Source organism: uncultured Tateyamaria sp., from assembly GCF_947494755.1.
GTDB lineage: Bacteria > Pseudomonadota > Alphaproteobacteria > Rhodobacterales > Rhodobacteraceae > Tateyamaria.
The window spans coordinates 73,480-95,151 of sequence record NZ_CANLVZ010000006.1 but is presented as its reverse complement, the minus strand read 5'-3'; the positions used below and the strand labels follow the sequence as shown (position 1 = coordinate 95,151).

Here is a 21,672-nt window from a genome sequence, read left to right as displayed (position 1 = left end):
ACAGCTCCTAGCCGTGCTGCGTCTTGTCCCAGTAAAACGGGTCCAGCATCATTTCATAAAGCGCCTTGTAACAGGCCAGCGCCCCGAGCGTGAAGTAGATCGGCAAGGCCAGCGCCCACGGGATCAGGTGGCGATGTTCGCGATCCGAGACCGCCAGCATCCCGATCAGCACGCTGAGCACTTCGGTAAACAGGAATAACGCCGCCAGCGGCCAGACGATAGAGGCCCCCAAGGTCGCCACCGTCGGATGGGACAGCCCGAATGTGGTCATCCAAAAGCTCCACAACACCGGCAGGGCGGCAAATTGGGATACGGTGGCCAGCAGCATCGCCTGAATGCCCATGAAACGCTTGAACCCAAGGTCACGCCACAGCTGCACGGGGTTCCGCATATGCACGAAATATGTGATCAAGAACCCCTTGAGCCAGCGCGAGCGTTGCTTGACCCACGGCCAGGCGCGGCAGTTGGCTTCCTCGTAGGTGACGGTGGGGATCAGTTCGGTGGTATAGCCCTGACGGGCCAGCCGGATGCCCAGATCAGCATCTTCGGTGACGTTGTGGGCGTCCCATCCGCCGAGGTCCTCAAGGACTTTGCGCCGGAAAAACAAGGTGGTGCCGCCAAGGGGCAGGACCAGCCCCAATCGCTCGACGCCGGGCAGGATCAGCCGCCACCACGCAGCGTATTCCACCGTGAAACAGCAGGCGAGCCAGTTCTGCTTGGCGTTGTAGTAGTCGAGTATCCCCTGCACGCAGGCCACCTTGGGACCGGCTTGGGCGAAATGGGTCACCACCTTGTCGAGTTGATCGGGTTCGGGCGCGTCCTCTGCATCCCATACGCCGATGATGTCGCCGCGACAAAAATCGAGCGCATAGTTCAGCGCGCGGGGCTTGGTGGTGATTTCGCCGTCATCGGGCACTTCGATCACGTGCATCCATGTGGGCAGGTTGGTGCGGGCAAGGGTGGCGCGGGTCACGGTGTCCTTGGCCTCAAGCACGAGGATCACGTCGAGCAGCGCCTTGGGATAGGTGATCCGGGCCAGCCGTTCGATCAGCGCCTCGGCAATCCGCTCCTCTTTGAACAGCGGAACCATCACCGACACCCGCGGTTTGCGCGCGATGGAGACGGGGGGCAGCGGTTCGACCTTTGAGGGGGTGCGGACCGTGATCTGCGCGATCAGCGCGCAGGTCTTGAGGGTGGTGGTCATGAGCAGCGTCAACACGCCCCATCCGACCAAGACGGTCAAAACCCATGCGGGGGCCAAGACCAGACCCAACAGGGTTGCGGCCGCCACCGCCAGCAGCCAGAACCGGCCCGTCACCGTGTTGAGCGACCAGTTGCGGCAACTGAGGTCATCGGCAACTTTCGTCACCGCACGCTGCGCTAGAAGCGGGCCAAAGAGGGATGTGGTGGCCTGAATGATCTGGTCGTCATCGGCAATGACCGGCAGGAGGTCGCCACCAGCACTGCCCAGATCGGCGCGCAGGGCGTCAAGTTGATCGGGGCGGCTCGTGGCCACCAGCAAGGTGGTGCCGATCCAGCGCCACGGAACAACGCGGTGGCGCTGGCACAGATCCGCGCTTAGCGCGGCGGCCATCAGGGGAGAGGGGGGATCAACGTCAAGATCGACACGCTCTGCATCGTATTGCAGCGCAATGGCCAGCAACACATCATCCCGCGCCACATGGCCCTGCGCGACCAGAATCTCGCCAAGCGGCGCGTCGATGCTGCGCTGCATGGCCAGCGCCTCAAGCAGGTGTGTCTGGCTGATCAGGCCCGCATTGACCAGTTGACGCCCGACCGGCGTGGCCGCACGGTCATGGCGCGACACCGGGCGCGGTGCGGACAATCGTAATTGTGGATCGCTCATGGTGTGGTCTGATCCCAAAGGTCAGATCACACTGGCTCCGCGTGGTTAATGAAGGGTTAAACCCCTCAAAACATAGGCAGTTTTCAACCTAAGCGTGCGGACATGGCCTCTGCAAACCTCTCAAAGAGGTAGTAACTGTCCTGCGGGCCGGGGCTGGCCTCGGGGTGGTACTGCACCGAATAGACCGGTTTGCCCGACACCCGGATACCGCAATTGGATCCGTCAAAGAGCGAGGTATGGGTCTCGACCACGCCATCGGGCAGGGTCTGGGCATCCACCGCAAAGCCGTGGTTCATCGAGGTGATTTCGACTTTGCCGGTCTCAAGATCCTTCACGGGGTGGTTGGCCCCATGGTGGCCGTGGTTCATCTTTATCGTCTTGGCCCCAAGCGCGAGGGCCAGCATCTGGTGGCCGAGGCAAATGCCGAACACGGGGATATCCTGTTTCAGCACGTCCTTGATCATCGGCACGGCATAGGTGCCGGTGGCCGCCGGATCGCCGGGCCCGTTTGACAGGAAGACACCGTCGGGGGCGTGGGCCATGACCTCCTCGGCCGTGGCGGTGGCTGGCAGGACGGTCACGTCACAGCCCGCCGAGGCGAGGCAGCGCAGGATGTTGCGTTTGGCTCCGTAATCAATGGCCACGACCTTGTATTTCGGGTCATTTTGGGGCGTGTAGCCTTCGGGCCAGGCCCACCGCATCTCGTTCCAGCGATAGGATTGCGCACAGGTGACGTCGCGGGCGAGGTCTGCCCCCTCGAGCCCGTCGAAATCGCGGGCGGCGGCCAGCATGGCATCAATGTCAAAGACGCCGTCGGGATTGTGGGCCAGCGCGATATGCGGCGCGCCGGCCAGCCGGATGGCGCGGGTCAGACGACGCGTGTCCACGCCGCCCATCGCAATGCGCCCGCGCGCGGCCAGCCAGGTCGACAGCCCCTCGACCGCGCGCCAGTTCGACGGGTCGGTTGGCATCCATTTGACGATCATGCCCGAGGCGACCGGATCGCCGGTTTCATCATCTTCGGGGGTCACGCCGGTGTTGCCGATATGGGGGAAGGTGAAGGTGACAACTTGGCCCGCATAGGACGGGTCGGTCATGATCTCCTGATAGCCGGTCATGGCGGTGTTAAAGCACAACTCGGCCACTGTCTGGCCGGTGGCCCCGAAGCCTGTTCCGTAAAAGATTGTGCCGTCCGCAAGAACAAGGCAGGCGGTCGGTTTGGAGAAGGCAGGGGCGTTCATGGGCAGACCTTTGGCGGCAGGAAAGGGCAGGGTGATCAGCGGCAAACTTGGCGGAAACTAATGTGCGTGGCACGTGGGGTCAAGCTGGATTGGAAATTTGTATATCTATATATATCAATAGGTTAGGGGATTGCTCGGCCCTTGCCTCGTGCCGTGTGATCCCATATGGTCGCGCGCTCAACACGTGCCCATGGGGATGGACAACACATATGGATTTACGCACCAGAATTTCTGCGGCCTTGAAACAGGCGATGAAAGACAAAGCGGCTGAGCGGTTGTCGACCTTGCGGTTGGTGAATGCCGCGATCAAGGACAAGGATATCGATGCGCGTGCCGCGGGTCAGGACGAGGGCGTGGGCGAGGCGGAAGTGCTTGCAATCCTTGGCAAAATGTCCAAGCAACGGACTGAGAGCGCGCGCACCTATGAAGAAGGGGGCCGGTTGGATCTGGCAGAGCGCGAACTGGCCGAGATCAAGGTGATCGAGGAATTCCTGCCTCAGCAACTTGACGAAGAGGCGGCCGCCAGGGCGGTGGACGCCGCGATCGCAGAGGCCGGGGCTGACAGCATTCGCGACATGGGCAAGGTCATGGGCCTGCTCAAGGCGAAATATACCGGCCAGATGGATTTCGGTGCGGTGGGCCCGGTGGTCAAGGACCGGCTCTGTCGCTGATCAGGTGTTGGGCGCACATCATGTGCGCCTTACATACGGGCCGACACCGTGGGTCTGTAAGGCGCACGTGTCGTGCGCCAAGGTCACTGGCGTAAGGCTTTTGTCAGATCGTCGAACAGCGCGATCCGTTCTTCCTCGCTGAGGAAGGCACCAATCTCGACCTCGCGTCCTTTGCCCTTGAGCGTGACGTAATGCGGGATCGGTCCCTGATCGTCATATTTGGTCACTTGGGTCCAATAGCGGTTGCAATCCCATTCCTGCACCGCGCCGTTCGGACCAGTGCGGCACAGGTGCGTTTGGTCGCCATCCAGCGTCAGCACTTCGATGATCTGGCGGGATTTGCGATTGCGCCGCAGCGCAAAGTAAATCCCCCAGACCGCCAGCATTAGAAACGGCAGCAGCCCCCACAGGACCACACTGCCAAGCAGCGGCAGGGCAGGGATCAGGATCAGCGTGAAGGTTGTCAGCACCACAGCTGCCATGCCGTGCTGGGGCAGGGAGTTGTGAGGCCAGAGTTGCATTTCCTGCGTGGGCGCGTCTGGGTCGGATGTCCAACGGTACGGCATATCCCTTTTTATACGCGCCTGGTTTCAGGTGTCTAAGGGCAGGTTGTCGCGGGGCCGCCGCCCGGTCTATGCGGGCGGCGGTGTCGTTTGGATTTAGAGGTCTGTGTAGGCCGAACCGCTGAGTTGGTCGGGCCCTGTGCCGAACTGATCGCGCTGCTGTCCACCCGAGGCGAGGTCTTCGCGGTAGAGTTTCAAGAGCCCGCGCGTGCCCTCGGGCAATCCTGCGATCTGTTGTAGTGTCCGGCTGCCACCGGCTTCGGCGCGCAGGTAGGACGTGGTCAGCAGGTGCTGCTGGAATGAGGTCAGCTTGCCGGTTGCCGGATAGCCCATATAGCGCTGATAGTCGGACACAGCGGTACGCGTGGCTGGCCCGATGCGCCCATCGACGCTGCCTGCATCAAAGCCGAAATAGTTGAGCGAGGACTGGATGTCGCGCCCTTCCTGAGTCGCGGGAATGCTGGGCCGGTAGGTTTTTTTGGGCGTGTAGGTGCGAGGTTGGGCGCTGTAGGTGCGCGCGGCATAAGTTTTGGGCGCAACCGTTCGGGCGCGCAGTCGTTGTTGCTGGGCTTGCTGGACGCGCTTCTTGCGCACTTCATTCTGGATGATGGCCCCGCCGATGCCACCAAGAATGGCCCCGGCGATGAAATCCTTGCGGTCCGCGCTGGCTTGCGTGGCCGGGACAAGGGCGAGGGAAGCCGCAAGAGCGGCAGATGTGACGATGTTGAGACGCATATCATGCTCCGTTTGGTATCTGTTGTCCTGCGGGATGCGGGTCACGGTGTTCGGGCAGCGCGCTCCACTGGCAGCAGTGGGAGAGGCATATGGGCCAGCCCGGCATGTGGGGAAGAGGGATTGCGGTGAGCCGGCGCAGGTGCGCGGTGGCCTGCTTGTTTCTGCCACCCCCTGCGCGGTGATTTGCTGGACAGCGGGCGTTGATATTGCATAACAGCCAGGTCGTGGCATGCGATTGTTGTTGGTGATCGAGGTGTGAGGGACGCTGGTGCGTCGTCTTTGCGCGTGGCGTTGGATTGCAGCCAAGAGAGGGGGCGCTGCCCCCGGCCTTTGGCCTCCCCCGAGGTATTTGTGGCGAAAGGAAGGGGGTGGGCGGGCCTGACGTGGGGGTGAGTCATGCAAAAAGGGCCCCGATTGATATCGGAGCCCTTTGAGATGTCGATTTGGAGGACCGCTAGTGGGCGCGGTCGTGATCCCACTCTTCCTGCTTGGGCAGGATTTCAAACGTGTGTTCGGGCGGCGGGCTGGGCAGGGTCCATTCCAGCGTGTCCGCGTACTCGTTCCATGGGTTTGCTTCAGGTGCCTTGGCCCCGCGCAGCAGCGACCATGCGATCACCCCAAAGAAGAACAGGAAGGACGCAAAGCTGAGGAACGCGCCCCAGGACGACCACTGGTTCCAGTAGGCGAACGCCTCTGGATAGTCGATATAGCGCCGTGGCATGCCCTGACGGCCCAGGAAATGCTGGGGGAAGAAGGTCAGGTTCGCCCCGATGAACATCGTCCAGAAGTGCAGCTTGCCCGCCCATTCAGGATACATGCGCCCGGTCATCTTGGGGAAGTAGAAGTAGACCCCCGCGAAGATCGCGAACACAGCCCCGAGCGACATCACGTAGTGGAAGTGTGCCACAACGTAATATGTGTCGTGATAGTAGCGGTCGACCGCCGCTTGGCTCAGCACGATCCCTGTGACCCCGCCCAACGTGAACAGGAACAGGAAACCGAAGGCCCAGAGCATCGGCGTTTTCAGCTCGACCGAACCGCCCCACATGGTCGCGATCCAGGAGAAGACCTTGACCCCAGTGGGCACCGCGATGACCATCGTGGCCAGCATGAAATAGGCCTGCTGGTTCAGCGACATGCCCACCGTATACATGTGGTGCGCCCACACGACAAAGCCCAGCACACCGATGGCGATGATCGCCCAGACCATGGGCAGATAGCCAAAGATCGGCTTGCGCGAGAAGGTTGCGATCACGTGGCTGATGATCCCGAAGCCGGGCAGGATGATGATGTAGACCTCGGGGTGGCCGAAGAACCACAGAATGTGCTGGTAGAGCACCGGGTCCCCCCCGCCTGCGGGATCAAAGAAGGTAAATCCGAAGTTGCGGTCCATCAGCAACATGGTGATCGCGCCCGCCAGAACCGGCAAGGACAGCAAGATCAGCCAGCTTGTGACAAAGATCGACCAAGAGAACAGTGGCACCTTAAACAGGGTCATGCCGGGCGCACGCATGTTCAGGAAGGTGGTAATCATGTTGATTGCCCCCAGGATCGAGGACGCCCCCGAGACGTGGACGGCGAAGATCGCGAGATCCATCGACATGCCTTGTTCGGTTGTCGACAGCGGCGGGTAAAGCACCCAGCCCACGCCTGACCCAAGCTGGCCATTGCCGCCCGGTGCCAGCACCGAACAGATCGCTAGTGTGGTGCCCGCGACGTAAAGCCAGAAGGACAGGTTGTTCATCCGCGGAAACGCCATGTCCGGCGCGCCGATCTGCAAGGGCATGAAATAGTTACCAAATCCGCCGAACAGGGCGGGGATCACCACGAAGAACATCATGAGAATGCCATGACCCGTGATCAAAACATTCCACAGGTGCCCGTTGGGCGTGCAATATTCGTCCGATGCAATGAAGCGCGCGCCTTCGGCACACATGTACTGCACGCCCGGATCCATCAGTTCGAGGCGCATGTAGACGGTGAAAGCTACCGAAACAAAGCCGACGAAGGCTGATACGATCAGGTACAGAATCCCGATATCTTTGTGGTTTGTGGACATGAACCAGCGGGTAAAGAACCCACGTTCGTCTTCGTGATCGTGCCCGTGAATGGCTGCGTCTGCCATGCGGTGCCTCCTGGCTTGGGATTGTTTTGATGCGCGGGGTTCCCATCCGCGCATGGATTCTTGAATTGTTCTAAAGATTTGCACAGTCCGCATCAATGGAAGATCGCGCATCAAAGCGGGATGAATTGTCGCGTGTGAACGATCCTGCACAATCGACCATAGGTGGTGTAGTGTGATGTGCAGTGTCGCGCGGGTTGATCCGATGACCACCTCAGCACCCGTTCTGTTCGCGCCCACGGGTCAATGACCAGAAATTACCTCAATTTGGTCACTTTTCTGGCGCGTTCCGTCCCTCGATAAACCCTATTCGCCCCGCATCACCGCAACGTAAGGGCGCAGTCCGCGCCGTTGCTTGGATGAGGGCGCATGGCAACGAACGACAATACCAACCCCGGGACGCAGGGCGATCAGGTCATCTCTGGCACTACGGATGCGGACACGCTGACCGGCGCATTCGGCAATGATACGCTGTCGGGTGGCGACGGGGCGGATGTGCTGCGCGGGGACGGCCCCGTTCAGGGGGCCTGGCATTTCGAGACCTTCGATTTCAATTTCACCTCCTCCGCAGGGCAGGCCTTCGATATTGAAAACGGGGTCCGCACCGGGTCGGGTTATGTCACTGATTTCAATGAGGATGGGCTGATCAACACGATCCGTGGTCCGACAGGGAACCCAAGTGATTTTGGGATTATCTATACCAGCACGCTCAACACAATTGCAGGTGGCACCTATCGGCTTGAGACCCGGTCCGATGATGGCTCGACCATCCAGATTTTCGATTCCAGCGGCAACCCACTCCAGTTCGCGAACCAGACCGGCGGCACGCTCGACTATCTGAACAACGACTTCCATCAGGCTCCTACAACCCGTTTTGGCGACGTGCAGCTTGATCCGAACGAAACCTATACGATCCAGATCCGGTATTGGGAGAACGCAGGTCAGGACGTGCTGGAGGCGCGCATCAGCGGGCCGGACACGGGCAATGTCTCCGAAAGCCTGCTGACCACCAGCATGATCGGGATGCCACCGGGGCCTGAATACTCCGTCACGGGCATCCCTGCGGGGGTCGAAGGCGATGACAGCATTGACGGCGGGGCGGGCAACGACACGATCTATGGCGATGGCGGCAATGACACGCTGAATGGCGACCAGGGCGATGACGAGATCTTTGCCGGCTCGGGGGATGATAGTCTTGACGGTGGCGCAGACAACGACACGGTTGTGGGTGGCTCTGGTGCAGACGTTGTGCTGGGCGGAACAGGCAATGACAGCCTTTTCGGCGACAGCGCAGACGGCTCGCCCGCCACCACGGGTGTTATCATTGCAGATGAGGATTTCGAGGGCGGCGCGACGGGCTGGACCACCAATCGCACCGACACCGATCCGGGCTTTGGCGAAGTGCTGGGCCGGTTCGGCAGCGTCGACGGCACCGTGGCCACGCAAAAGACCTTTGCGATGGATCAGTCCAAGGACTTTGCGATCCTAGAATTTGACGCTCACCTGATCGACAGTTGGGACGGCGAAGAGTTCATCATCACCCTCAACGGCGAGCAGGTGTCGTTCACCCAGTTCTTTACCCAAGCCGGAACAGCCGGGAGCGAGACCTTCATCGGCGCGGATGGGGCGACCTACACTGTTGACTACGCGCCGACCAATCAGGGGGCGCTTGGGTTCAACAGTGGGTTCAACGACATCACCTATGGGGTGCGTATTACGGTCGAAAACCCGCCCGCCAATTTGACAGTGGGCTTTGGCAGCACATTGGATCAGTCCACGGCGGACGAAAGCTTTGCCATCGATAACTTCACCATCATCGGCACGGATGATGCAGAGGACACATTCACGGCCGTCACGGATGAACTGAATACCGACGACACGCTGACTGGCGGTGCGGGCAACGACACGCTGACCGGTGGTGAGGGGAACGACACATTCATCTACAACACCGGTGACGGCAGCGACGTCATCACCGACTTCAACACCGGCAATTCTGGCGCGATTGACGACGGGGATCAGACCAACAACGACTTCATCGACCTCAGCGCCTATTACACCCACATCCACGAATTGCGCGCCGATCTGGCCGATGACGGGTTGCTGAACCAGTCGACGGGCGATTTTTCGGACAACGCGTCCCTTGGCGGCGGTTCGATCGCGTTCACGGGCGTGACCGGGGCGGACCTGACCGAGGACAACACCAACGTGGCCTGCTTTACCGCCGGTACGCTGATCGAAACGACCGACGGGCCAGTGGCGATCGAGGATTTGCGCCGGGGGATGCGCCTTGTCACCTATGACAACGGGAACCGGCCCGTCCGGGCGATCCTGCGTCGGATGGTGGATGGCTCCGGCGATCTGGCCCCTGTTCGGATCATGGCTCACACCCTTGATAACACGCGCGATTTGCTTGTCTCGCCAGCCCACCGCATGCTGATTTCGGACTGGCGGGCGCAAATGCTGTTCGGTGCGGATGAGGTGCTGGTCAGTGCGTCCAGCCTTGTGCGTGGCGATCTGATCTGCCGTGTGCCGACGCCGATGGTGACCTATTATCACATCCTGATGGACCGCCACGAGGTGATCTATGCCGAAGGGGCCCCGACCGAGAGTTTCCACCTGACCCGCGAAGCCGTCGAGGCGGCGGAGTATGATGACAGCGAAGAGGGGGCCGTGGCGCGCGAGATTGCGCGGATATTTCCGGAACTTCTGATGTGCGCAAGCCGCAGCGTGCGCCCGGTGATGAAAGGATACGAGGCCCGCGCCCTTGCCGGACTGCTTGGCTAGGCGTTTGGTCCTCGCGCAGATCGGCTGTCAGGCGCGTCCTCCAAACACGCTGTCAAAGGTCTGACGCAGGGCCACGTCTACGTCCTCCATGCTGACCGGCAAGCCCAGATCGACAAGGCTGGTCACCCCGTGATCCGCGATCCCGCATGGCACGATCCCGTCGAAATGCGACAGGTCCGGCTCCACGTTGATCGACAGGCCGTGAAAGCTGATCCATTTGCGCAGGCGAATGCCGATGGCTGCGATCTTGTCCTCGGCGGTCTGACCGGCGGCATCGCGCGGCTTTTCGGGGCGCTGTACCCAGACGCCCACACGGCCCTCGCGGATTTCGCCAGTCACATTGAAGGTGGCAAGGGTCGCAATCACCCACGCCTCAAGATCCTGAACAAAGGCGTGCACATCGCGGCCCCGCGCGCCCACATCCAGCAGGGTATAGGCCACCCGTTGTCCGGGGCCGTGATAGGTATATTGCCCGCCGCGACGGGTCTGGTGGACCTCAAACCGGTCGGGGTCGGTCAGGTCGGCGGGCTTGGCCGAGGTGCCCGCGGTATAAAGGGGGGGGTGTTCGACCAGCCAGATGCACTCCCCCGCCTGTCCTCGGGCAATGGCTGTGGCGCGCTCTTCCATCCAGGCCTCGGCCATGCGGTAATCGGTCAGGCCGGGTGTGGTGATCCACTCGACCACCGGCTCAGGCCGCCTCTTCCTGTGCCACTTTTTGCAGGATTTGGGCGTAGTTTTGCGCCCCTTGCGCGCCCGTGATCAGATATTTGCCACCAAACACCATCGAAGGGACGCCCGAGATGCCGCGTGAGGTCCAGAACGCCTGTTTCTCGCGCACGCTGTCCACGAGGGCTCCGCTGGCCAGCATCTCGGCGGCGGCTGTGCGGTCCAGCCCCACGGTTTCACCCACATCCAGCAGCACATCGGTGTCCGACACATCACGGCCTTGCGCAAAATGCGCGTCAAACAGGGCGAGCTTCAGTGGATGCTGGAGCCCGTGAGCCAATGCAAAGTCGAGCATCTGATGCGCGGCAAAGCTGTTAACGATGCGGCTGTCTTCGGAAAACGCGAAGGTGATGCCCAAGTCCTTGCCCAAGGCCTGCAAATGCGCCCGGTTTTGCGCGGATTGGGCAGGGCTCGCGCCATATTTCTCGGCGATGTGCTCAGTCAGGTTCTGACCTTCGGGCGGCATCTGCGGGTTCAGCTCAAACGGATGCCAGCGGACGCGCGCGCCCATGCCGGTGGCCCCCAGGGCCTGCTCCAACTGACGGTATCCGACGATGCACCACGGGCACATGACGTCTGAGACAATATCGACCTCTATGACAGGGCCGTCGGACTGGGGAGTGTTCGCATCGCTCATTTTGGGGGCGCTTTCGATGGGAATAGGGCTGCCACCTACATCACGTGCGTGGGCCCAAATTTCAAGCGCGGCGCGGGTGTGTATGCAAAGGTATGGAATAAGTTACTTTTCAAATTTCAGTTCGTTGGTAGACTGCGGGCGTATTTCTGGAGGGTTAAATTATGTTCGCAAAGTCAATTGCAGCTTCAATTATAGCGATGTCGGTCGCGATTGTTCCGGCCACACGCGTGTCGGCAGATGCAGGCGATTTTGTCGCCGGGGCCATCATTGGTGGGATCGTTGGCCATGCGGCCACACGTCAGAACCAGCGCAAGAAGGCCACGACGCAGCGGTCCTCGACACGCACATACACCAAGAAGACGTATAAACCGCGCCTGCCTTCGACGCAGGAAGGGCGCGAAATTCAGGCCTCGCTGAACTATTTCGGGTTCAATGCGGGCACGGTGGATGGCCAGTTGGGCAACAGGTCGCGCAATGCGATTTCGTCCTATCAGGCGTATCTCGGCTATCCGGTCACTGGCCAGCTTAGCCCGTTCGAACAGAACCTGCTGATCAGCTCGTACAACCGCGCCCAAGCGGGTGGCTATGCGGTCAACCAGCAGATCGCGTCGAACCCTGAGGGCACGCGCGGCCTTCTGAAGACCTACCGTGCCGAATTGGCCGGGCAGACGGCGGCCCCCGTGGCCCCGACAACAATCGTTGTTGCGCCGCAACCTGCGGCCCCGGCGGTCGGCACCACAACCACGACGACCGTTGTCGCCGCAACGCCTGAGGCGACTGCGCCCGAGACGCCCTCATTTGCAGCCGGTCTGCCGACGTTCCTCGACACAGGGGCGTCCAAGTCTCTGGCCTCGCATTGCAACACCGTTTCCTTGCTGACCAACACCAATGGCGGCTTCACCACATTGGGCGGTATGACGGACCCGAACGTGGCTCTGAACGAACAGTTCTGCCTTGCGCGGACCTATGCGATCTCGGCCAGTGAAGAGCTTGTGTCCAAGGTGCAGGGCTTCACGCCCGAGCAGATCGCGACGCAGTGCAAACAGTTCGGCCCCGCGATGCAGCCCCATGTTGCCGCCCTTCCGCTCAAACCTCAGGCCGAGGTGGTGCAGGACGTGGCCGGGTTCATCCTGACCACTGGCATGTCGCCTGCGCAGCTGAAAGGCACCGCAAGTATCTGCATGGGTGTGGGCTATCGCACGGATGACATGGACGTGGCTCTTGGGTCGGCCCTGATGCTCTATGCGATGGGCGATCATGTCTATGGCGAGCTGATGGGCCACCACCTGGCGCAAGGCTTCGGCACGTCCCAACGCGTGGATGCGGCCCGTGTGTGGTACGCCGAAGGTCTGAAGGCGGTCGACAAGGGCGCGCCAGCCGTCTTTGCCCCCGGCCAGCCCGAGCGGGTCGAGCTGCTGCGTCAAGCGTCCTTGCGCCTTGGCACCTCCAATTCGGAAGTGTTCAACCCGGTGCAGCCACTGGTGCAGCCCGCCGCGTTGCCCAGCTTTGGTGTGGTCAGCGAGTAACACCGCCCACATGCTGCAAGTTTTGGAACCGGGGCCCATGCGCGGCCCCGGTTTTTCTTTGCGGTTTCGCTCTTGGCAAGGGCTGCGTTCGCGGTTAGAGACAGCGCACCAAGTCAAGGCGTGCGGCCGTGGCGGAATTGGTAGACGCGCAGCGTTGAGGTCGCTGTGAGGTAACACTCGTGCGAGTTCGAGTCTCGCCGGCCGCACCACTTCTTATTGGCCTACCGCCGACGGCGACTTGAGGCCGTGCGGGTTTTGGATCTCTCCTCCCACCTGCACCATATCTGATCGCCTAACGCCTGCGGTTTCCTTCTCCACCCGTGACAGCACATCCCGCCGCTTTGCATGGCACATCAGCCGCGACTGTCAGAGCTTCAAGTTGCGCGGGCGCGCTATCGCGCTATGGTTTAATGTCGATAGACTTGGGAAAGCACCAATAGACATGAGCGAGCCGGTCACCTCCGCCAGTCCCCCGAAAGATACGGCTTTGTGGTGGCGCGCGATCACGCATGTGTTCCGGCTGATGGACGAAAAGAACCTCGGCCTGATTGCCGCCGGCGTGGCGTTTTATGCCATTCTGGCCATCTTCCCCGGGCTGGCCGCCACGATCGCGCTTTGGGGGATTGTAGGTGATCCGGGGCTTGCCCTTGTGCAGCTCGAAGAGTTTCAGGCCGTGATCCCGAGTGATGTCTATCGCCTTCTTGCCGGACAGCTTGTCAAACTTGCGACGACGGATGGGCTGACGCTTGGGTGGGCGTCGCTGCTGTCTTTTGGTTTTGCGTTGTGGTCGGCGCGGGCAGGGGTGGCAGCACTCATGCGCGGGCTGAACGCGATCTATGAGGCCCCCAATCGCACGGGACTATCGCACTATATCCGGGCGCTGATGCTGACGGGCAGCCTGATTGGCGTGCTGCTGGTTGCCATGGCCTGCATCGTGATTATTCCGGTGATCCTTGCCTTCTTCCCGCTTGGGCCTTGGGCTGAATTCGGGATTGATGTGCTGCGCTGGGTGCTTGGGGTCGGCGTGTTGCTGATCGGTTTTGCCATCATTTATCGGCTTGGGCCGAACCTGAAAGGGCAGCGGCCCAAGCTGATTTCGCCCGGCGCGGCTTTCGCGTCCGTGGGGTGGTTGATGGCGTCCGTGGGCTTTTCGATCTATCTGCGTAATTTCGGGACTTATAATGAGGTCTATGGCTCAATCGGGGCGGTGATCGTGATGTTGATGTGGCTGTTTATCAGCGCCTATTTGGTGCTGCTTGGCGGGGCGCTCAATGCGGAACTGGCGCGGGCGCGCCGGGCCAAACTGTCTATCCCAGAACCATCAGCCACAGCCACGCCGTGATCACGGACGCCCCCGTCGCGACCAGTACAGAGGAGGCCGCCACCCGCCGCGCGCGCCCGTACATATTGGCAAAGATATAGCCGTTGACCCCCGGTGCCATGGCCGCCGTCAGCACGCCGGGATTGAAGACCTCGCGCGGGACGGACAGGGTGGTGCCGAGCGTCCATGTGATCGCGGGGTGGATCAGCAAGGACACGGCACAGATCATCACGATCACCCGCGCATCCCCTTCGGGTTTGTATTGGATCAGCACGCCGCCAAGCGCGAAGAGAGCGGTGGGCAAGGCGGCGCGGATCACCAGATCAAGACCGTCCGTCAACACACCCGGCAGGGTGATTCCGGCAAGGTTCACCACGAACCCGGCCGCAATGGCCAGCACCAGCACATTGCGGAACATCGCCCGCGCCACCGCGCGCGTCATGACCAACGGGGATTGCCCGCGATTGCGCGTGATCTCCATCGCAGTGATGCCAAGCCCGTAGCAAAAGGGCGAGTGGAACGCGATGATCGAATAGGCCCCGGCAAGGGATTCAGGCCCATAGGCGCGTTCGTTGATCGCAAGGCCCAACAGGACCGAGTTTGAAAAGAGGCAGCAAAAGCCGATGGCCACGCAATCCTCCAAATCCCGCTTGAAAACGATCCGTGCGCCGAGCAGGCCAATGAAAAAGCCCGCCGTCGCACCGAGATAGAAGCTGAACAGCAGGCCGGGATTCAGGCTGACGGACAGATCAAGGTTGGCGATGGCCGAAAACAGCAGGCAGGGGATGGCGAAGTGTTGCGAGAACTTCATCAGGGCATCGACACCGGAGGCCGGGAAAAAACCGCGCCAGACAGCGACATAGCCGAACCCGATCACCAGAAACACAGGAAGGATGACGTCGAGAAGGGCTTGCATGATCGGGCCTTGGGGTGCGCTGAAGCCGCGAGAGCCTTCGGCGGGAGTTTTGTGGGAACAATGAAAGGCTAGGGGGTGCGGGTGACGAGCGTCATCCCATCATAGGCAGGTTCGATATGGGCAGGCGTTTCGGCCATGACGGTGTCATAGTCGAGATCGTTGTGCATGTTGGTCAGGATCGCCTGTTTGGGTTTTGCCCGCTCGATCCAGTCCAGAGTGTTGGCCAGATGGCTGTGGGTCGGGTGCGGGTCGCGCCGCAGCGCGTCCACGATCCAGCAGTCGAGGTCTGTGAGATGCGCCCATGCCGCGTCGGGGATATCCGAGACATCCGGCAGATAGGCGACATCCCCGACGCGAAACCCGAGGGCGTCGATGCCGCCATGCGCCACCTCGAACGGGGTCAGAGTGATCGGCCCGCCGGGGCCGTCGATGACCACGTCGCCCTTGATCGTATTGAGATCGAGAATGGGGGGATAGGGCGACCCGGCAGGTTGCACGAACACATATCCAAACCGCGCGATCAGGTCGTTTTGGGTGTACCCGTCCGCCCAGACCTGAAGCCGGGCGCGCATGTTGAACACGATCATGCGCAGATCATCAATGCCGTGCACATGGTCGGCATGGGAATGGGTATAGATCACCCCGTCCAGCCGCCCGGTCCCCGTGGACAGCAACTGATTGCGCAGATCGGGCGAGGTGTCGATCAGCACCGTTGTGGCGCCCTCTGCCCCTTTGCGCTCGATCAGAAGGGAACACCGTTGCCGCCGGTTCTTGGGATTGTGCGGATCGCAGGCCCCCCAATGCCCGCCCAGACGGGGCACCCCGCCGGAGGACCCGCATCCAAGGATCGTGAAGGTGGTCGTCACACTCATGGTTGTACTGTGTCGGCCCGTGCCTTGGAGAACAAGCGGTTGAAGTTCTTTTGCGTCTGGGCTGCAAAATCGGGATAGGGCATCCCGAACGTCTCGGCTGCTTTTTGGGCGGTATGTGCGGTGTAGGCGGGTTCATTGCGTCTGCCCCGGTGCGGAGGCGGGGCAAGGTAGGGTGCGTCGGTTTCGACCAGTATCCGGTCGATGGGTGCACTGGCGAAGATGTCGCGCAGGTCCTGCGATTTCGGAAAGGCGGTGATGCCGGACATGGACAGGTAAAACCCGAGGTCGAGCGCAGCATGCGCCAGTTCTTTGGAGGACGAGAAGCAGTGCATGACGCAGGTATAGGCACCGTTCCTGTATTCTTCGGTCAGGATCTGGGCCATGTCTTCATCTGCTGCGCGGGCATGAATGATCAGCGGCAGACCTGTGTCGCGGGCGGCGGCAATGTGGATGCGCAGGGATTGTTTTTGGATATCGGCGCTGTCAGAGGTGTAATGATAATCAAGTCCGGTTTCGCCGATGCCGACGAATTTGGGATGCCCAGCCAAGGCGATCAACTCGTCTGTTGAGGCAAGCGGTTCGTCCGCCGCGCTCATCGGGTGGGTGCCTGCGGCGTAGAACACGGGCGCGTGGGCTTCGGCGATGGCGCGCACTTGGGGTTCGAGCCGCAGTTTGGTGCAGATCGTAACCATGCGGGTGACGCCAGCGGCGGCGGCGTTGGCGATGATCTGGTCCAGTTGCCCCTCAAAGTCCGGAAAATCCAGGTGGCAGTGGCTGTCGGTGATCTCTGGAGTCATCGTGCGGGGGCCGTCGCTGAGAGTTTGAACAGGGTATCAAGGACGAGGGCAGGGGGGTCAAGGTTGACCGCCCGTCCATGGCGCGCGCGCGCCAGTGCGGTTTGCGCGGTTTCGGCCCAAGCCCGCGCGTGGCCCTGACTGGCGCAAAGGCGAGCAAAGATGGCCGCCTCATTGCGTGCCGCCTCGACCGTTGGCGGGTGCCCGGCCCCTGTGCGGGCCAACCGGCTGAGAGCCACGTCGATGAGCGTGTAAAGGAGATCCAGTTTGACCTCGGCACCCCGCGCGCCTGCGGCTTCGGCGAGGGCCAGCGCGCGGGCGCGGTCGAGGTTTGGCATGGTGTCCAACAGGGCGATGACTTCACCATAGGTCTTGAGCCCATCCAGAAGCGATAGCCGCATGGCCTCGCCAACGGACCCTGCGCTGAGTTCGGCCAGCGCGGCCCCATCCGGGCCGGGATCAACGCCGGCGTTGGCCATGGCGGTGCCCATTTGCGCCGCATCAAGTGGCCCGAGCCGCAAGGTGCGGCAGCGGGACCGGATGGTGGGTAGCAACCGGCTGGGTTGGTGGCAGATCAGCAGCAGGGTGGTGCGCGCGGGCGGCTCTTCGAGCATTTTGAGCAGGGCGTTTGCGGCGTTCACGTTCATGTCGTCTGCCGCATCAATGATCACCACACGACGTCCACCATCGGTGGCGGAGAGTTGAAAGAACCCCGACAGCGCACGGATATCGTCGATGGTGATCTGATCGCGCAGCCGCTTGGTCTTTTCATTTTCGGTGCGGTGGACGGATTTCAGCCCCGGTTCCGCGTTGGCCGTGATGCGGCGTGCGATGGGGTGGTCGGGCGAGACGTCGAGGGTCGTCGGGAGCGGTGCGCCGAACATGTCATCAGGGTCGGGGTCTGGCGTGGCCAAAAGGAAGCGCGCGATGCGCCAGGCCAGTGTCGCCTTGCCGACCCCGCGCGGGCCGGTGATCAGCCACGCGTGGTGCAGCCGCCCGGTGGTGAAGGCATCCAGAAACGCGGCTTCGGCCTTGTCCTGCCCGATCAGCTGCACGGTATCGCGGGGGTGCGGTGCCCCGGGCACGCGTGTTGGATCGAGTATGTCATCAGCCATGGGCAGGATGTAGCAGAGCGCATTGCGGAAGGGGAGAGGGATTGCGCGTCGGGTGTGGTCTGAAGGCCGCCTTGCGGCGAGCGATGCTCAGGGGGCTCCGCCCCCCCCCCCCGCCGGTGGCAGGGAGCGTTTCGTTCAGGGGGCTCCGCCCCCATCGCTGGCACGATTCCCCTGCGGTATTTGGGATCAAAAAAAGGTCAGGGTGTCAGATAGGCCTGCACTGCGTTGCGTACCTGTTCGGCGACGTGATCCATGCTGGCCGCGCCGTCGATGATCCGGTAGCGGGGGGCGAATTCCTTGGCCAGCGCAAGGAAGCCTGCGCGCATTTTGGTTTGTAGATCCGCGCCGAAATCTTCGAACCGCTCCTCATGGCCCTGGCGGCCCTTGGCGCGTGACAGCCCTTGGCCGGGGTCCATGTCGATCAGGATCGTGAGGTCGGGTTCGCGCCCGATCATCAGATCGTGGAGGGCGTCGACCTTGCCGCGCAGATCGCCCCGGCTGAGCCCCTGATACATTCGTGTGCTGTCTGCAAAGCGGTCGCAGATCACGATCTTGCCCTCTGCCAGAGCCGGATTAATCACCCGTTCCAGATGGTCGCGCCGCGCGGCTGTGAACAACAGCAATTCGGTTTCCGCAGACCACCGGTCCGGGTCGCCTTGCAGCACCAGTGCACGGATTTCTTCGGCCCCCGGACTGCCGCCGGGTTCGCGCGTCAGGATCACATCGTGCCCGGCTGCGCGCAGATCATCGGCCAGCATTCGGGCTTGGGTGGACTTGCCCGATCCGTCGATTCCTTCAAAGCTGATAAAGTGACCTTTTGCGCTCACGCGCCATCCTCGGATGGGGCGCGTGTGGTCCACTGATCAATCAACGACAGGGCTGCGGTCGAGATTTTGGCAAGGAAGCCGCCATGGGCGATGTCGGTTTCGGCCACCAGTGGAAAGCGCTGTTCAGGCAGTCCTTCGGGCTGGATCACCAGTTCAGCCAAGGCTGTTCCTGCGGCAATCGGGGCCTGCACCGGCCCGGTATAGACCACTTCGGCTGACACGGTCTTGCCTGCAAGCACGGGCAGCAACACGGTGATATCTTCGGAGGAGACCAGCCCGACCTCGGGTTCGCCACCTTCCCACACGCTTGCGGTGGCGACGCGTTCGCCTGCGTCCACCAATGTGCGCTGCGCAAACTGGCGGAAGGCCCAATTGACAATGGCTTCGGATTCCTGCGCGCGCGCGGCGGCTGTATCAAGGCCCGAGAGCACAAAGACCACGCGGCGGTCGTCCTGCTTGGCCGATCCGGCCAGGCCATAGCCTGCTTCCTGGGTATGGCCTGTTTTCAGCCCGTCTGCCCCGATGCCAAGCGTGAGCAGGGGGTTGCGGTTGAACCGGTTAGAGGACTCGTTTTCGTCAAACAGGAACTCGGTTTCCGAAAACATCGGGTAATATTCGGGGTAATCCGTCAGCAACCGTTGGGAGAGTAGCCCCAGATCACGCATCGACATACGATGCCCGGCCGCAGGCCACCCGCTGGAATTGGCAAAGGTCGAGTTTGTCATCCCCATTTCCTGCGCCCGCCGGGTCATCAGGCGGGCAAAGCCGGCCTCGGTGCCGTCAGGGCTGAGCGCTTCGGCGATCACCACGCAGGCATCATTGCCCGACAGCACGATCACGCCGCGCACCAGATCCTCGACCGACACCCGCTCGCCTTCCTTGAGGAACAGGGTCGAGCCGCCAAAACTGTTGGCATGGGCCGACACGACCAACTCGTCCGTCATCGACAGCTGGCCGCGCTCAATCGCCTCAAACGCCATGTACAGGGTCATCAGCTTGGACATTGAGGCCGGCGGCAGCGGTTCGTCCGCGTTCTTGTTCAGCAAGACCGTGCCAGTTGTGTGGTCAATGACATAGGCCGCTTGGGCCCGCGTCTCGAAGGCGGCAAGCGGCAGGGCAGTGGTTGAGATCAGCAAGGCGGCGGCAGCGAGGGTGCGGATCACGGGCGATGTCTCCTGTAACGGTCAGTTTCGAACGGCGTATGCGTCAGTGAACCCTTCGCCTTTGATCTTGGTCAACAGTTGCGCCCGCTCGGATTTCGTGGCGGCGGGGCCGACCACGACGCGCCAGAACGGCTTGCCATCACGGTCAAAGGTTTTGACCGTGGGGATGACACCGGCACTGCGCATCTGCTTGGCGGTGCGCTCGGCGTTGGCTTGTACCGAAAAGATACCGATCTGGATGAAGGGGCGATCAAGGCTGGACGCTGCGGGTCGGGTTGCAGCGGCCACAGGGGTTGGGGTTGGCGCGGCCGCGGGCTGGATGCCCGAGGCGGCGGTTGTCGTGTTCTCAGTCTCGGTTGCTGGTGTGGGCGCGTCGATGGCCGCAGCCGCACTTTCGATGGGGTCCAGCGTGGTGGCGGTCACATCCGAAGGAGCAGCGACAGTGTCGGCGTCAATGGGGGTCACTTCGGGGGCGACGGTCACTTCCTCTTTGCGCAAGGCGGTCACGTTGAGCTGGGCTGGTGCGCCCGCCAACATCCCCAACGCTTCGGCGGCATCCGAGCTGATTTGCAGGCGCGGGCCCGGAATGTCGCGTTCCCGGCGGAAGAGGGCCCCGACCACAAACTTGTCATTGGTGGTGTTGCGGATGATGACCCGCTCGGGTTCGGTCACATCGGGGTGGGCGACCCATACACCGCCCAAGGATGGGCGTCCGTCCCAGAGGCCCGCTTCGGTTGCGGAAAAGACATCCGGGGATTCCACATCCCGCTCGATTGTTTCGACGGCGGCCCCTGCTTTGGGCGTGCCTTCGGTGGCTGTGTTGGATTTGTTGGCCTGCATGGCCACGAATTGTCCGTTTTCATCACACCCGGCCAAAAGACCTAGGGCGAGCATGACGGCTGCGCTGCTGCGGAGGGTGGAAAGGGAAAATGCTCTGCTCATGGACCGAGTCCTTGCCTGCTGTTGCCTGTGGGGCCGGTATCCGGCCAGTGCCGTTTTCGACACGATTTTTTGCCCCGTCACGCGGGGTTGTGGGCGCACCATAGCGCGGGCCGTACGGTCTGAAAAGCGGGCGCGTGCGGTATCGGCATATTTCCCCAAGAAGTGAGTCTTTCGGGTGCCATTTGCCGAATCGCGTGGGCTTGCCTAAAGCAGCATCAACGGAGATTTGGCAGAGTGGTCGAATGCGGCGGTCTTGAAAACCGTTGGGCGTGAGAGCGTCCCGTGGGTTCGAATCCCACAGTCTCCGCCATTTTATTTCTTACCCCATCGATATCGTCTAAGGTATTGAACGGTATGGTAGTTTTGGCGGTTCGAAACCCTCTATTTCGCGCATATGGGATGGGGCTGTCGAAAACCAGTTTCAGGACGGTTTGTCGGTCGCTGCTTTTGCCTGTTTCCCAGAGTTTCCAAGGGTTTGTGAGAAACGTGAGAGCGGTTCGAAATTTCCGCTGGAAGTCTTCGGGTTTTGGTTTCGAAAATGCGAGGTCTTCTGCAGTTTTTACCCGCTGTGCTTCCAGTTTGTCGATTTTGGCCTCAAGGGCGCGTTCTGTGGCGGTGCTTGTTGTGTCGATCAAACGATCCGCTGTTTTGCTGATTTGCGACTCGATGCGGACCAGTTCTGTCTTTTGCGCTTTGCGCTGTGTTTGCCACTGCGTGATGCGCCCGTCCCAAATATCTTTGAACATTTCCGAAGCCACAGCGATCAAGCCGCGACTTGGGGTGAGGGACTGCAAGAGGTTTTCAAAAGCGTCTTCGATGTCAGCGCGTTTGATCGACTTGCGGCGTAGAT

19 protein-coding genes and 2 tRNA genes are annotated in these 21,672 nt (G+C 61.6%); 7 read left to right on the top strand and 14 right to left on the bottom strand.

Annotated elements, in window-relative coordinates; translation table 11 throughout:
- Nucleotides 1-7: 7 nt before the first annotated feature.
- A complete protein-coding gene (locus tag Q0908_RS09345) occupies nt 8-1,867 on the bottom strand; it encodes a glycosyltransferase (protein ID WP_299283332.1) in 1,860 nt (619 codons plus the stop codon).
- 83 nt (nt 1,868-1,950) lie between these two features.
- Nucleotides 1,951-3,108, bottom strand: a complete 1,158-nt coding sequence (gene carA / locus Q0908_RS09340) for a glutamine-hydrolyzing carbamoyl-phosphate synthase small subunit (protein ID WP_299283331.1) — start codon at nt 3,106-3,108, stop codon at nt 1,951-1,953.
- Nucleotides 3,109-3,317: 209 nt separating this feature from the next.
- Between carA and Q0908_RS09335 the strand changes: the two genes are divergently transcribed.
- Entirely contained in the window at nt 3,318-3,779 is a 462-nt protein-coding gene (locus Q0908_RS09335) for a GatB/YqeY domain-containing protein (protein ID WP_299283330.1), read from the top strand.
- An 83-nt stretch (nt 3,780-3,862) separates the two neighbouring features.
- Here Q0908_RS09335 and Q0908_RS09330 read toward each other — a convergent pair whose 3' ends face one another.
- The 3 genes from Q0908_RS09330 to ctaD form a co-directional block, all read right to left on the bottom strand.
- The gene (locus Q0908_RS09330) at nt 3,863-4,345 is read right to left on the bottom strand and encodes a DUF2244 domain-containing protein (protein WP_299283329.1); all 483 of its coding nucleotides are present in this window, start codon (nt 4,343-4,345) and stop codon (nt 3,863-3,865) included.
- Between the two features lie 93 nt (nt 4,346-4,438).
- Nucleotides 4,439-5,077 carry a peptidoglycan-binding domain-containing protein gene (locus Q0908_RS09325; protein ID WP_299283328.1) on the bottom strand — a complete coding sequence of 213 codons (639 nt, stop codon included), beginning with the start codon at nt 5,075-5,077 and terminating at the stop codon, nt 4,439-4,441.
- 454 nt (nt 5,078-5,531) lie between these two features.
- Nucleotides 5,532-7,202 carry a cytochrome c oxidase subunit I gene (ctaD, locus tag Q0908_RS09320; RefSeq protein ID WP_299283327.1) on the bottom strand — a complete coding sequence of 557 codons (1,671 nt, stop codon included), beginning with the start codon at nt 7,200-7,202 and terminating at the stop codon, nt 5,532-5,534.
- 366 nt (nt 7,203-7,568) lie between these two features.
- Between ctaD and Q0908_RS09315 the strand changes: the two genes are divergently transcribed.
- Nucleotides 7,569-9,983, top strand: coding sequence for a Hint domain-containing protein (locus Q0908_RS09315; RefSeq protein ID WP_299283326.1), 2,415 nt, complete (start codon nt 7,569-7,571; stop codon nt 9,981-9,983).
- Between the two features lie 27 nt (nt 9,984-10,010).
- On the opposite strand, the gene lipB is transcribed toward Q0908_RS09315, so the two are convergent.
- Complete coding sequence (lipB, locus tag Q0908_RS09310) at nt 10,011-10,667, bottom strand: lipoyl(octanoyl) transferase LipB (RefSeq protein ID WP_299283325.1); 657 nt, start codon at nt 10,665-10,667, stop codon at nt 10,011-10,013.
- A gap of 4 nt (nt 10,668-10,671) precedes the next feature.
- The gene (locus tag Q0908_RS09305; RefSeq protein ID WP_299283324.1) at nt 10,672-11,346 is read right to left on the bottom strand and encodes a DsbA family oxidoreductase; all 675 of its coding nucleotides are present in this window, start codon (nt 11,344-11,346) and stop codon (nt 10,672-10,674) included.
- Between the two features lie 161 nt (nt 11,347-11,507).
- Here Q0908_RS09305 and Q0908_RS09300 point away from each other — a divergent pair, with 161 nt between their 5' ends.
- The 3 genes from Q0908_RS09300 to Q0908_RS09290 all read left to right on the top strand — a co-directional run bounded on the left by Q0908_RS09300 (nt 11,508) and on the right by Q0908_RS09290 (nt 14,214).
- Nucleotides 11,508-12,872: a peptidoglycan-binding domain-containing protein gene (locus tag Q0908_RS09300; RefSeq protein ID WP_299283323.1), complete on the top strand. Its 1,365-nt coding sequence runs from the start codon at nt 11,508-11,510 to the stop codon at nt 12,870-12,872.
- Nucleotides 12,873-12,994: 122 nt separating this feature from the next.
- A tRNA-Leu gene (locus tag Q0908_RS09295) sits at nt 12,995-13,081 on the top strand.
- Nucleotides 13,082-13,314: 233 nt separating this feature from the next.
- Nucleotides 13,315-14,214, top strand: a complete 900-nt coding sequence (locus tag Q0908_RS09290) for a YihY/virulence factor BrkB family protein (protein ID WP_299283322.1) — start codon at nt 13,315-13,317, stop codon at nt 14,212-14,214.
- On the opposite strand, the gene Q0908_RS09285 is transcribed toward Q0908_RS09290, so the two are convergent.
- From Q0908_RS09285 to Q0908_RS09255, 7 genes are all read right to left on the bottom strand, one after another.
- On the bottom strand, nt 14,180-15,109 hold the full coding sequence (locus Q0908_RS09285; protein WP_299283321.1) for an AEC family transporter: 930 nt from the start codon (nt 15,107-15,109) through the stop codon (nt 14,180-14,182). The two genes, Q0908_RS09290 and Q0908_RS09285, sit on opposite strands and share 35 nt — an antisense overlap.
- Before the next feature lie 68 nt (nt 15,110-15,177).
- Nucleotides 15,178-15,981: an MBL fold metallo-hydrolase gene (locus Q0908_RS09280; protein ID WP_299283320.1), complete on the bottom strand. Its 804-nt coding sequence runs from the start codon at nt 15,979-15,981 to the stop codon at nt 15,178-15,180.
- Nucleotides 15,978-16,778, bottom strand: coding sequence for a TatD family hydrolase (locus Q0908_RS09275; protein WP_299283319.1), 801 nt, complete (start codon nt 16,776-16,778; stop codon nt 15,978-15,980). The genes Q0908_RS09280 and Q0908_RS09275 overlap by 4 nt, the downstream gene beginning before the upstream one ends.
- Nucleotides 16,775-17,890: a DNA polymerase III subunit delta' gene (locus Q0908_RS09270; protein ID WP_299283318.1), complete on the bottom strand. Its 1,116-nt coding sequence runs from the start codon at nt 17,888-17,890 to the stop codon at nt 16,775-16,777. The genes Q0908_RS09275 and Q0908_RS09270 overlap by 4 nt, the downstream gene beginning before the upstream one ends.
- Nucleotides 17,891-18,087: 197 nt before the next feature.
- The gene (gene tmk, locus Q0908_RS09265) at nt 18,088-18,717 is read right to left on the bottom strand and encodes a dTMP kinase (protein ID WP_299283317.1); all 630 of its coding nucleotides are present in this window, start codon (nt 18,715-18,717) and stop codon (nt 18,088-18,090) included.
- Nucleotides 18,714-19,880, bottom strand: a complete 1,167-nt coding sequence (locus Q0908_RS09260) for a D-alanyl-D-alanine carboxypeptidase family protein (protein WP_299283316.1) — start codon at nt 19,878-19,880, stop codon at nt 18,714-18,716. Before Q0908_RS09260 ends, tmk begins: the two co-directional genes overlap by 4 nt.
- A 21-nt stretch (nt 19,881-19,901) precedes the next feature.
- Complete coding sequence (locus Q0908_RS09255; protein WP_299283315.1) at nt 19,902-20,822, bottom strand: SPOR domain-containing protein; 921 nt, start codon at nt 20,820-20,822, stop codon at nt 19,902-19,904.
- Nucleotides 20,823-21,042: 220 nt separating this feature from the next.
- On the opposite strand from Q0908_RS09255, the gene Q0908_RS09250 reads away from it, so the two are divergent.
- Nucleotides 21,043-21,132: transfer RNA gene (locus Q0908_RS09250), tRNA-Ser, on the top strand.
- Between the two features lie 121 nt (nt 21,133-21,253).
- Nucleotides 21,254-21,670, top strand: coding sequence for a hypothetical protein (locus Q0908_RS09245; protein WP_299283314.1), 417 nt, complete (start codon nt 21,254-21,256; stop codon nt 21,668-21,670).
- Nucleotides 21,671-21,672: the final 2 nt, after the last annotated feature.